We start from the raw sequence: 11,161 nt of genomic DNA, 5'->3' as shown, positions 1-11,161 counted from the left end.
ACAATCGGAATGTTCCCTCAAAAACGATTCTACGACCGAAGCGAGTAGAACCGTTTTACCCGTACCCGTTGGCATTTGTGCCATAACGGACCGATGAAGGCGCAACGCCTTCTCAATCCGTACCCTCATATCCTCTTGGTAATCAAAGAGTTTGATATTCTTCATATAAAAGCATATAATAAATATAGCGTCCCTGCTATATTCCAAGCAGTGACACCTATCAGTATGTTAAAAAGTAATATGGTATCTTTTTTAAAAAAAGAAAAGTCAAAAAGATAGGCAGAGCTTCATCAAAAGCCCTGCCTATCTTAAAGTATATAATTAAAATTTAAAATCTAATCCTTTTGTGTTTTCCAGATATTAGGCAATTAAAGTGTATATCCGCATCCGATTCGTTTTGTTAGCGCAACAATTACGCTTTTTCTTCGAAACCACCAAGAAAATCAAAAGGAATCTGTGTAAATCCGTGAAATCTGTGGGACTAATAAACAGCAAAGAAGAAAATCTGCGTCATCTGCGAAATTTGCGTGACCAAACTCCAGCCCAAATAGGGCTTCAAGAAAAGAAGATTCCGAAAGATTATCTCCTGTGTTTAAGTCTCCAGAAGAAATGCATATTTCTCCTTATTTCCAAGGCAATACTTCAGGAAAGCGAAACAAGCAGTTATATCATTCATTCAACTATTAATCTTTATTAAATTATTAATACTGCCGCACCATTTTACGCCATAATGATGTATATTTGCAGTCAGAATGATTATTAATTAAACATTTTGGACTTATGGCACAGACAGCAATGACAGTCCGTATGGACAACCAGCAGAAAGCACAGTTTGATAAACTCTGCGAGCAGTTCGGTATGAGTGCGAATACCGCCATCAACATCTTTGTAAAGGCAGTAATTCGCAGTAAGAGCATTCCATTCTCCATTCAGGCAAAGAATGAAGAAGAAGATGAAGTGACTGCAAAAGCAAAGGCTGCTTTCAAGCAACTTAGAGCTAAAGCAGAAAGAGGTGAAACCCCAGAACTCACGCTTGATGAAATCAATGAAGAAATCAGAGAAGTCAGACGATTAAGAAAAGAACGCAATGGTATATGCAGTCATTGATACAAACATATTTGTATCAGCCCTTATCACTCACAATTCAAATGCTTCAACAGCAAGAGTTCTTGAAAGTTTGTTCCTTCATCGTATTATACCTTTATATAATGATGACATTATAAAAGAATACGATGAAGTGCTTCATCGCGCAAAATTCAAGTTGTCAAACGACCAAATCTGCACAGTTATAGAACTTGTAAAGCAAAACGGAATTGAATGGTCTTCGCTATGCGGTCATCCTCCATCAAGTATTTGAACACAGCATCATAAAGTGGGTTTGCTACATATACAACCATAACCAATCCTCCAATTATTAAATATTCAACTTACAGTCGCAAAAATACGCTTTTTTCTCGAAACCACCAAGAAAATCACAAGAAATCTTCAAGTTATCAGCAAATTACACAAAAATAGTCGCTCCTATTCTCATTTTGCTCTGACATGATCGTTCAGCAGATTTCGCAGATGACGCAGATTTCTTTTACCTTTTTACTTTTTTACCCTTTTACCTTTTAAAGTCCCCCCAGGCGGTCCCATCCCGCACAAGATGGCGAGGGCTTTGATGCCCCGCCAACCTTAGAGCGTAGCGGTTCCGAGCACCGGAGGGCGGTTACATCCCCGCTTCCTGAGGAAGAGGGGCTTGGGGAGAAAGTGGAGCTCTCCTTGCAGGAGAGACGGAGAGGTAGAAAATTCAGCACTGTAGGGCGGTTACATCCTTCCCGTCTGAGAAGGGTTTCTGTCCCCTGTGAGGGGAACCGAAAGGGTCGTAAAGCCTATTGTGGCTTGGTTAGGATGTGGAGCTCCCTTTGGCTAAAGGGAGACGGAGGGATTCGAAAAACCTTCTTTAATGGTAAGGAAGGACGGGTAGGTTTTCGAAAAATGCTATTTACAATACATCTCCTCATAATACTTCTGATACTCCCCAGAAGTAACATGATCCATCCATTCCTGGTTCTCGAGATACCACTTCACCGTTTCTTCGATACCCTCCTCAAACTGGAAAGATGGCTTCCAGCCGAGTTCCTTCTGCAACTTTCTAGAGTAGAAGGCATACTTGTACATAAACCTATATCCACTTATCCAAATAACATTTAAAATCCTCTATACCTATAACCTCCACTTTAGGAAAAGGAACATTTTCCAGGACCTTAAAGTGTTTATCTTCTGTAACAATACACTTTGCATTTGCAGCAATGGCACAATCTACAAACTTATTGTCATCTTTATCTGCCTCAATTAAAGCAAAAGTATAATGAGGATCTTTGCGAATTATATTGGGTCTAGTCAATATAGCATAAACTATGGCCTCAGAAACTTGAGGGGATATATTACGAGATAAAACCTCTGAATACTCCTCTATTATTTCATTGGACACACAAAGGTTATAATCGCCTCTAAGAAAAGCATTCTACACCTTACGATACGGACTTCTAGGGGCGATAGACATAATCAAACTATTTGTATCCAATACAATATTCATTTTAATAATCTAATGACTATAAAGTTGGTTTATTGTATGGAGTACGTTCATGGAGATGCCGGAAACTCTCGATACGTTCTTCATTCAAGGTTCCTTCATCCCACATTCTATCTAATTCTGCATCAGCCATCTGAACAAAATAATCAGAGATTACCTTATTCAAATCTCGCAAAGCCTCAGGAGTCTTTATAAATGACAGCATATCGAGGATTTGCAATTGAGCTTGATTCATTGTTGCTAACTGTGCCATAATAATTCACTTTATTAATTTCTAACCGCAAAGTTACGCTTTTTCTTCGAAACCACCAAGAATATCAAAAGAAATCTGCAACTCATCAGCCAATTACCACAAAAATCTGTAAACTATAAACTATTAACTGTAAACAGCTATTCCCCAGGCGGTCCCAGCCCGCACAACTTGGCGAAGACCTTTGATGGTCCACCAACCTTATAGCGTAGCGGTTCCGAGCACCGGAGGGCGGTTTTCTCCCTCGCTCCTGAGGAGAGAGGGCCGGGGTGAAAGGTGGAGCCTTCCTTAAGGGTAAGGAAGGACGGGTAGGTTTTCGAAAAAATCACCTCAATATTTTTAGGAAAACCTCTTTCTTTTAGTACTCGAAAGGACTTTCAAAGTCCTTCAATACCTGATGTTTCGTATCCTATTCCGAAAGATTAGCATGTTCCGTAGGAATGCGCCAATCGATACCTAGAGAATCATCCAGTATCGAGATACCACCATCAGGCCTTCTCTTTAAACGCACGCTCGCTGAAGCTCTCAAAGAAGTAACCACGAGCATCTCTAAACAGGCGAGGCTCAATGATGAGTACGCCTTCAATACCTGTCTTTTTTACGTTCATTATCAATTATAGTAAAATCGGGCTACTAGGCTCCATCCCCGAAAAGTAGATTAAACAAAAGGGGAGCGGGAAGTATTCGTCCGAAATATCTATATTTTATTCCATATATTATCTGCCATACTGATCACCTAAATATCTTTTGTTGCTTTGATACAACCATTATTTCTTCAACCCTTGATACACTCCTCCTACTTCATCAGCAATCTGGTCCCAATCATACTTGCTCATATCATATTCAATATGCTGCAATGGAGTCTCGATAATCTTTCCGAGCTTTTCCGAAAGTTCATCCACGTTGCCACAATGGAAGTAATCATCCTTTGGTAAGCCAACCTCCAGATTCGCAGGAATATCGCTCACTACTACCTTTACACCATAGCTCATCGCCTCCAACAGGGCAATCGGTAAACCTTCGTGCGAAGATGGAAGACAATAGCAACGGCAATTCGTCAACAGCGAATGAAGCTTTCTGCCTTTGATAAAGCCAGTAAGCACCACACCATTCTCCCTTGCCATCTGCTTCAATCCCAACGAATACTCATCCTCGAAATCCGTATCGCCTGCTAACACTAACTTTATATCCGTGGAATCCGTGAGATCCGTGTGCGTCTTTTTCCATTTCACGAACGCTTCCACCAGATGATGCAGGTTCTTCTCTGGCACAAATCTGCACATACCCAGAATATACTTGCCTTTCTCTATCCCCAGTTCCTTGAAATATTCAGGATAGTCGCAGATTTCAGGCTCAGAAACACCATTATATATAAGGTGTACATTCTTAGTCCTTCCATATTTACGGGCAATGAGGTTCTTGATGACGTTCGAGATCACGATGACATCATCGGCAAACATGCAGCCCATACGCTCACCCATCTTCAGGATAGTCTTGGCAGCAAATCCCCACTTGTCCCTGTCATAGTCAGGACCATGATGTGTAAACACCACCTTCATGCCCAACAGTTTGGCGTATGGCACCAGCAAGGCAGGACCGATGGCATGGATATGCAATACATCAGCTCCCAACTTCTTTGCCTCTTTGATGGCACGGAAAGTATGGATGATAGCCTCGAAACTCTTCTTCTTAGGCGAAGGAATCGTCACCAGTTTCACACCTTTCCATTCATGCAAGTCATCCTTCACATAGTTCGAGCGGCGGATCAACGTTACGTCATACCCACGCTCCACCATTCTAGGGAACAATTCCTCACAATGCGTCTCCACGCCACCCATGATATTCGGGATACCACGAGTACCTGTTACAACTATTTTCATAAAAAACTAAAGATTTTCAAAATAAAAGTATTACCTTTGCAGGCATGAATAAGATTTCAAACTATATCAAAGAAGCCATACAGTACTTCGGCATCATCTTGGTGTCGATGTTCTCCGCACTGTGGCTTCTTATCAATCATAAGAGAATCAAGTGATTACTTGATTTCAATATTTCTATCAGTTTCCTTCTTGGTTGCCTCATAACCCTGGCTAGCCACGTCAGCGTTCACGATATCCTCGCCACGCTTACCCTTCAAAGCCTCCTTTGAATCGGCAGAAAGACCGTTGTTTACCACAGCATTCATATCGCAGGTAGAAAGCTTGTCAAGCTGTTCCTTGGTCACCTTACCATCACGATATTCGCAGCAGATAGGGTTCTCATACATAGAGTACTTCATACCGAGCAGGCTCTTCAGCTTGTGCTTAGCCACCCACAGGGCTGGAGTCTTGATGTACTTGTGCATGGCAGGAGAAACAGAACCGATCATCCAGCAGTTTCTGTCACAATGTCTTACCTTCTTACGAACCAGCTCAGCCTCTGGAGAACTCCAAAGTTCATCCCAGCTCTGACGGTTCAGGTTACCCATCACCTCCTTATCCTTGGTACCATTACATGGCATCACATCACCGTATGGGTCGATGAAGAAGGTATCGAAACTCATATCGCAAGGCAAGAGGCGCTTCTGACCATAGATATAGTTGATGAGTCCATGGTTGAAGTAAGCACGGAACCACTTCTTAGGAGAGTTAGACTTCAAGAGCTCGTTCACCAGGTTCTCGAAGTTCTTAGCCACCATCGGACGGTCGTGGATGATGTTCTTAGCCTCTACGAAGTAGAATGAGTTATGGAGCGATGCGGTCGCGAACTCCATACCCATCTTGTTGCTCAGTTCATAGAGAGGCACGAGGTCTGGAGCGTTTTTGTCCTGAACGGTCATACCGAAGCCCACATCCTTCAATCCCATCTCGCAGAGTTTCTTCAGGGTTGTATAGCCACGATTGAAACCATTGTTCAATCCACGGATTTCATTGTTGGTCTGCTCCAAACCCTCGATAGAGATACGGATACCAATCTGAGGGAACTCCTTCGCCAGGTCGATGATACGGTCGGTGAAGAAGCCGTTGGTAGAGATTACGATACGGTCGCTCTTCTTATAAAGTTCACGTACGATATCCTTCAAGTCCGTACGGATGAAAGGTTCACCACCTGTGATGTTGGTAAAGTACATCTTTGGTAGCTTTTTAATAGTCTCTATAGAGATTTCCTCCTCTGGTTTAGAAGGAGCCTTGTAACGATTACACATTGAACAACGCGCATTGCAACGATAAGTTACAATGACAGTACCATTTAATTTCTTTTCTGCCATAATAAAATAATCTATTATTGTTTTGTGAAAAAATAAACGTATAAAGGATTAGCAAGAACATTCTTTCGAAAGCTCTTGCTAACCAAATTATTGTATAAAAAAATCTAATAAAATTTCAGTTTGTGTTTTTCAAGAAAGTAAATAGACCTTTCCTTATTTTTCTTCGAATAGGTTCAGAGGTTTTTGAGGAATGATATGCTCAATAAACTCAACTATACGATATGACTTATTCTCGTATGCACGATATTCCTTGTTATACCTCTGCACTCTTCTGAGTTTCACTTTGATGGCATCTCCCTTACCAAATCTCTCACCTTCATCAATTTTCTGCATCAAAGCATCATCTTTGACTATCATGGAGATTTTAAATCCATTATACATGAATTGCCAGCGAGAACCACGTTCAAAGTTTAAGCCAACTATGACAAGAGTTGTGATTTCCTCCTCAATTCTTTCCTCTGGCACAGCATCTTCCGTATCAAATCCATCATAAATATAATCCTCAAATTCCTTACGCTCAAATTCAGCACATTTCTCACCACCATCACCTTTGACAGTGAAGCCTTCCACACTTGGATCATCATTTGCTGTTTCCATTGATTTAGAGACTGCTTGTCTTACAATTTGCTGATTATAAGTATTAATCGTGATATTTACATTATCTCCCATTTTAAGAATTGTATCAGCATTTTTCTTCTCCTCTTTAGTCTTGACAGGCCTACCTTTGAAATGCTTATATAGCTTATATACACCACCTACTACACCACACAAAGCAGCCACGTATTCTACAACATCTTTTGAGAACAATTGTTCTACAATATTCTGTGCCACAGATACATCTACCACGAAAGAGCCTTGCTTCAAGGCATTCACCTTAAGCGTAACCTCACGAGCGCCCCCACTGAGTTGCTTGTTAGCCTCAGTGACAACAGATTGATAGTGAATCAAAATATTCACTAGAGTATTGGCATCAATACTATGAGTCTGTCCTTCAAATTCTAGTTGCATAGTCTTATGTTTCATTTATAACGTTTCTGCAAAGATAAGGATAATTTAATGAACTCACATCATTATCCTATCACTTTTAACAGTATTTATCCGAAAATTCGCTCAAAACGATTTTTCATATATCTTCATCAGCTTCTCATAGTAAGCTTCACTAGAATACCTCTCGATGGCATTCTTCGCAATCGCCTCATAGTCGAAGTGATGTTCAAACATCTTGAGGATTTTATCCTTTAAATCCTCAACATCACCCGACGTGAAGGTCATACCGCTCACACCTTCCTCTATCAGTTCCGGAATACCACCAATATTTGCACCTAAAACAGGCGTGCCAAGGCTTTGTGCCTCAATCACGGTGAGAGGATTGTTCTCGCTACATTCTGCAGGAAGCACCATCATTCGAGCCTTCTGGAGGATAGGCATGAACTCCTCCCATTGCATCTGCCCCTTGAACTCGATATGAGAACAGTTCTTATAAGTTTCCTTAAGTTCCGGAAGCAGCTCACCATCACCTATTACGATCAATTTCTTGTCGAGCTGAGCAGCCGCCTTACACAAGGTTCTCACACCCTTCACCTCATTCACTCGTCCCAGATAGACATAGTAGTCTTCCTTTATCTGAGTCTTTGAAGAAAGCTCCGGAAGTTTAGTCACATCGATGAAGTTGCAGAGCACTTTGAACTTCTCTGGAGAATAACCGCCCTTCACACAGGTATCCAACATAAATTTCGATGGAGGAAGGAACCAGTCCACATATTTCTGCAGAACCTCCTTGTTCCATTTCTTAGCTTCCAGATAACCCACGATTGCCCCAGGGATACTTCCCGGCATACAGCGATGCTTCACCACTGCCAGTTTATCCGTAAAGCACTCCTCGCACCACTTGCCATTTCTCATGCAGGTATAGCAAGGACAAACGAGTTTGGTATCATGCAATGTCCAAACCACCTTTGCTCCGTATTCATGCGCCAACTTGGCTATCAGCGGAGAAAGCTGCGTATGGATATTGTTCAGATGCACCACATCTGGCTTGAAGTCATTCAGCAGTTGCGAGAACTTGCTCTTCACTTCCCCATCACCAAACGGACGGGTAAAAGCCATCAATTTGCTCATATTCTTTGGAAAGTATTTCTTCCAAGGCGTATCCAGATTCTCCGGATAGTCCATGGCAAATACCGCCACATCATGCCCATGCGCCTTCAGCAGCTTTTCTAGATTGAGCATATAAATACAATCACCGCCACGACGGTAATAAAACTTATTTGCTAATAAAATCTTCATTGTATTACGACATTTTTCTGAAACAACATTTATAGCACGAATTCCAGCAGCCACAAAAAGTTCGAACCAAACTACTTCTTGTGCTCTATACTGTCATTCTTTTGCCTCTGCATGTTGTTTACTTTATATTCAATTTTAAGCAAATGTTTCTCATTCTCAAAAACTTTATTTGATGTCTTATTGTAACTATTTGCAAACCAAGCTAATAAAAGAGGAACAGCAATGCCAAGTATCCACTTAAAATAAGTAAAAAACTTACTTTCTTTTGTTTTACCATCAACATAAGCGAAGCACCTTTTCTCTGCCTTTTCGATTTCTTTAGCATTGTTCTTCCTAGCTATTTCAATCTTAGTTTCCAACTCTTTACGGAGATTATCATGAGCTTCCGTATTATGCGTTTCATAATTGGTGAGCCTATTATCTAATCTGGAGATGTTATCTGTAGAAAACTCATTTGACGAAGTATAGGATGTATGATCTTCTATACTATCTTTCGAATCAGAACGAAATTGTCCCTTCCTTTCAACAGAAGCATTTGATGTTTGACCTGCCCTATTCCTGTATCGAGAAGGAGAAATATAATTTCTTATTTTCTTTCTAGCCAACTTTACATCATAAGACCCAGATTCTTTTACATCAGTAAGATTTTTCTTATTTCTAACTCCCATTATGAATTGAGTTTGTATAGATTATCAAACAAATCTTTCTCTACAGACAAGGATAGTTCAAAGATATCCTTGATGAGTTCCGGCTTATCTATGCTCTGCACTTCATTAGTTAAGTAATTATCTGTATCAATAGCAAAACCAACATGATTTTCAATCTTTGTATCGGGAAATTCACGATGAAAGAAATCATCGTCTCTATTGACAGGGCCGATTTGATACATACCGTTTTCGTAATTTACACGGAAAAGCATGTCCTTCATTGGATAATTTGACAATAAAAAGCTAGTTGGGAACAAAGCTTTTATATTATCTAATATCTTAGTATAATCATTTTGTTTTGTCTTATAGCTACCAATAATGCGACAACCAATTCTGTAAATTGTTATATCATTAATCACCGAACGAACAATATCATAGATTTTTTTAAATTTTCCATAAAAAGCCTCAACACTATCAATTCTATCTGAAATGTAATGAATCTTGTTGAAGGAAATGGAAAAGAAATCAGAAGCATCCTCCTTTATAGTATTATTACGAATCGCCAACACATTATTATTAATTTCCCAGCTTGTGTTAGAAAAAACTTTTTCATTTTCCATTCTTTCGGCTAATTCTCCAATACGGTCAATTATTATCGGTTTTGCTTTAAGACGTAGTTCGATAATCATTTTACGATTACCAACATACTTACTTTCAATATTTTCCTTCATCACTCACAACTTTTAATCATTTCATTTTACATTTTTAAAGACATACCCATCATAATGAATAAGATGAACAGTATCGCCATCATTATTCCAAACATGGCAATTCAATCCCCAAAACAAAATGTATGTAGTTGTATTAGAATTATTGCGACGCTTGTATGCATTTCCATCCTTTGAATAGATCCAAACAAAATCGCCTTTCTTCACATTCTGATCAGGAAAGACAAACATATGCCTATGCTTATTAGAGATGTTTCCTTCTTCATCATAGGTGGAATCAAACAACAAATAATCATTGAGATTACAGTCTGCGAGTGCATACAACACCACTCGCTCTTCATCAGTTGCATTATCAGCAACTTTTCTAATTTCAAGATTCATCATAATAAAAAAATATTAATTATCTATTAACGTCTTTTATTCTCAATACGCTTAAACACATAATATTTGATAACATGCGAAAAACATATCGCACCAATCAATGTTGCAATACAAGTAGCTACATACAGCATGTCATTGTTGTGAATAAACTTATCCAGATGCAACATACTTGCTACCCTAAAAAACATCATGTGACAGAGATAAATCTCCATACTAATACCGCTTAGGTACTTAGCGACCCTGTTGTTCAATACAATATCCTTTGAACCTATGGCATACATCAGCCAAGCTGCAAATACAATAAGGTCAGGTAAGATAAACAACCCTTTGATGTCAACAACAAATCTTAATATAGTAAATACAAGACACGATGCCTATGCTATTATCCAATGCTTCTCTACCCAACTCTTGATACCCTGACGATAAAGATAAATCATACCACCAGAGATAAAGAAAGGAGCACTATTAATAATATTACTACGACAGAATCCATTACCATTATTAAAAGTATCTATTGCTATATAACAGAATAGCAGTGATAACACCAGTACCATCCATCCTCTCTTCTTATTATCCAACAGGAAAGTAAAAAAAGGGAAAAGCATATAGAACGTAAATACCGTACCTAAGAACCATCCTACACCTATCACTTCAATATTTGGATTAGGCAAGAGATTAAAGCACATTGTCAAATCTGCAAAGCTTTGACAAAACGTACTCCAGGATGGTTCCATCGCAAAGCTAATCATCACCATCATTGCAAAGAATGGCCAGGTACGATGATAGCGCTTAACATAGAACTTCGCAGGAGTTATTGCTCCCGACTTTACTCGTTCATAATATCCACAGCACATACTGAACGCACTTATAATCATGAACAGTAATGTGAAATTTGTGAACCACGGAATCACATTGCCAGTCAAGATGTTATCACTTGGCTTAATCATAAGATTAGCCCGAACGTGCATCAGCACAATACCTACAGCAGCGTAAGCACGCAACCCATCCAGCGAAGAGGAATTTTCTCTTACTTTTGCTGATGTG

At 39.6% G+C, this 11,161-nt stretch carries 13 protein-coding genes and 2 pseudogenes; 2 read left to right on the top strand and 13 right to left on the bottom strand.

What is annotated here, in order from left to right; translation table 11 throughout:
* On the bottom strand, nucleotides 1–165 hold a 165-nt coding region (locus ACQRBJ_RS15345; protein ID WP_445304139.1), incomplete at its 3' end, for a DEAD/DEAH box helicase family protein.
* Between the two features lie 615 nt (nucleotides 166–780).
* Here ACQRBJ_RS15345 and ACQRBJ_RS15340 point away from each other — a divergent pair.
* Together ACQRBJ_RS15340 and ACQRBJ_RS15335 are read left to right on the top strand one after the other, a co-directional pair.
* Entirely contained in the window at nucleotides 781–1,107 is a 327-nt protein-coding gene (locus tag ACQRBJ_RS15340; protein ID WP_118086191.1) for a type II toxin-antitoxin system RelB/DinJ family antitoxin, read from the top strand.
* Nucleotides 1,088–1,357, top strand: a complete 270-nt coding sequence (locus ACQRBJ_RS15335) for a putative toxin-antitoxin system toxin component, PIN family (protein ID WP_441937434.1) — start codon at nucleotides 1,088–1,090, stop codon at nucleotides 1,355–1,357. The genes ACQRBJ_RS15340 and ACQRBJ_RS15335 overlap by 20 nt, the downstream gene beginning before the upstream one ends.
* 626 nt (nucleotides 1,358–1,983) lie before the next feature.
* Here ACQRBJ_RS15335 and ACQRBJ_RS15330 read toward each other — a convergent pair.
* The 12 genes and pseudogenes from ACQRBJ_RS15330 to ACQRBJ_RS15275 all read right to left on the bottom strand — a co-directional run.
* Nucleotides 1,984–2,157 (bottom strand): annotated as a pseudogene (locus tag ACQRBJ_RS15330) (dTDP-glucose 4,6-dehydratase); the annotation flags it as partial.
* Nucleotides 2,158–2,167: 10 nt separating this feature from the next.
* Nucleotides 2,168–2,476 (bottom strand): PIN domain-containing protein, encoded by a 309-nt coding sequence (locus tag ACQRBJ_RS15325; protein WP_445304138.1) that lies wholly within the window; start codon nucleotides 2,474–2,476, stop codon nucleotides 2,168–2,170.
* 121 nt (nucleotides 2,477–2,597) lie between these two features.
* Complete coding sequence (locus tag ACQRBJ_RS15320) at nucleotides 2,598–2,813, bottom strand: dephospho-CoA kinase (RefSeq protein ID WP_445304137.1); 216 nt, start codon at nucleotides 2,811–2,813, stop codon at nucleotides 2,598–2,600.
* 509 nt (nucleotides 2,814–3,322) lie between these two features.
* A pseudogene (locus ACQRBJ_RS15315) lies at nucleotides 3,323–3,436 on the bottom strand (dTDP-4-dehydrorhamnose 3,5-epimerase family protein); the annotation flags it as partial.
* Between the two features lie 159 nt (nucleotides 3,437–3,595).
* Nucleotides 3,596–4,708 carry a glycosyltransferase family 4 protein gene (locus ACQRBJ_RS15310; protein ID WP_445304136.1) on the bottom strand — a complete coding sequence of 371 codons (1,113 nt, stop codon included), beginning with the start codon at nucleotides 4,706–4,708 and terminating at the stop codon, nucleotides 3,596–3,598.
* A gap of 155 nt (nucleotides 4,709–4,863) precedes the next feature.
* A complete protein-coding gene (locus ACQRBJ_RS15305; protein ID WP_441934444.1) occupies nucleotides 4,864–6,075 on the bottom strand; it encodes a radical SAM protein in 1,212 nt (403 codons plus the stop codon).
* Nucleotides 6,076–6,228: 153 nt separating this feature from the next.
* Nucleotides 6,229–7,083 (bottom strand): hypothetical protein, encoded by an 855-nt coding sequence (locus tag ACQRBJ_RS15300; protein WP_441938388.1) that lies wholly within the window; start codon nucleotides 7,081–7,083, stop codon nucleotides 6,229–6,231.
* Between the two features lie 102 nt (nucleotides 7,084–7,185).
* Complete coding sequence (locus ACQRBJ_RS15295; protein WP_445304135.1) at nucleotides 7,186–8,361, bottom strand: glycosyltransferase; 1,176 nt, start codon at nucleotides 8,359–8,361, stop codon at nucleotides 7,186–7,188.
* Nucleotides 8,362–8,432: 71 nt separating this feature from the next.
* The gene (locus ACQRBJ_RS15290; RefSeq protein ID WP_006848201.1) at nucleotides 8,433–9,029 is read right to left on the bottom strand and encodes a hypothetical protein; all 597 of its coding nucleotides are present in this window, start codon (nucleotides 9,027–9,029) and stop codon (nucleotides 8,433–8,435) included.
* On the bottom strand, nucleotides 9,029–9,739 hold the full coding sequence (locus ACQRBJ_RS15285) for a hypothetical protein (protein WP_334564851.1): 711 nt from the start codon (nucleotides 9,737–9,739) through the stop codon (nucleotides 9,029–9,031). The genes ACQRBJ_RS15290 and ACQRBJ_RS15285 overlap by 1 nt, the downstream gene beginning before the upstream one ends.
* A gap of 21 nt (nucleotides 9,740–9,760) precedes the next feature.
* Nucleotides 9,761–10,120, bottom strand: a complete 360-nt coding sequence (locus ACQRBJ_RS15280; RefSeq protein WP_445304134.1) for a hypothetical protein — start codon at nucleotides 10,118–10,120, stop codon at nucleotides 9,761–9,763.
* A 371-nt stretch (nucleotides 10,121–10,491) separates the two neighbouring features.
* Nucleotides 10,492–11,161, bottom strand: a 670-nt coding sequence (locus ACQRBJ_RS15275; protein WP_445304133.1) for an acyltransferase family protein, incomplete at its 5' end; no start/stop codon positions are given.

This window comes from Prevotella sp. SGI.167, from assembly GCF_050313615.1.
Lineage (GTDB): Bacteria > Bacteroidota > Bacteroidia > Bacteroidales > Bacteroidaceae > Prevotella.
This window is presented reverse-complemented; position numbering and strand designations above follow the sequence as displayed.

What these genes read in the sequence shown, in the direction of transcription:
- ACQRBJ_RS15340 (WP_118086191.1), top strand. Translation starts at nt 781, where the DNA reads ATGGCACAGACAGCAATGACAGTCCGTATGGACAACCAGCAGAAAGCA.
- ACQRBJ_RS15335 (WP_441937434.1), top strand. Translation starts at nt 1,088, where the DNA reads ATGGTATATGCAGTCATTGATACAAACATATTTGTATCAGCCCTTATC.
- ACQRBJ_RS15320 (WP_445304137.1), bottom strand. Translation starts at nt 2,813, where the DNA reads ATGAATCAAGCTCAATTGCAAATCCTCGATATGCTGTCATTTATAAAG.
- ACQRBJ_RS15310 (WP_445304136.1), bottom strand. Translation starts at nt 4,708, where the DNA reads ATGAAAATAGTTGTAACAGGTACTCGTGGTATCCCGAATATCATGGGT.
- ACQRBJ_RS15305 (WP_441934444.1), bottom strand. Translation starts at nt 6,075, where the DNA reads ATGGCAGAAAAGAAATTAAATGGTACTGTCATTGTAACTTATCGTTGC.
- ACQRBJ_RS15300 (WP_441938388.1), bottom strand. Translation starts at nt 7,083, where the DNA reads ATGCAACTAGAATTTGAAGGACAGACTCATAGTATTGATGCCAATACT.
- ACQRBJ_RS15295 (WP_445304135.1), bottom strand. Translation starts at nt 8,361, where the DNA reads ATGAAGATTTTATTAGCAAATAAGTTTTATTACCGTCGTGGCGGTGAT.
- ACQRBJ_RS15290 (WP_006848201.1), bottom strand. Translation starts at nt 9,029, where the DNA reads ATGGGAGTTAGAAATAAGAAAAATCTTACTGATGTAAAAGAATCTGGG.
- ACQRBJ_RS15285 (WP_334564851.1), bottom strand. Translation starts at nt 9,739, where the DNA reads ATGAAGGAAAATATTGAAAGTAAGTATGTTGGTAATCGTAAAATGATT.
- ACQRBJ_RS15280 (WP_445304134.1), bottom strand. Translation starts at nt 10,120, where the DNA reads ATGATGAATCTTGAAATTAGAAAAGTTGCTGATAATGCAACTGATGAA.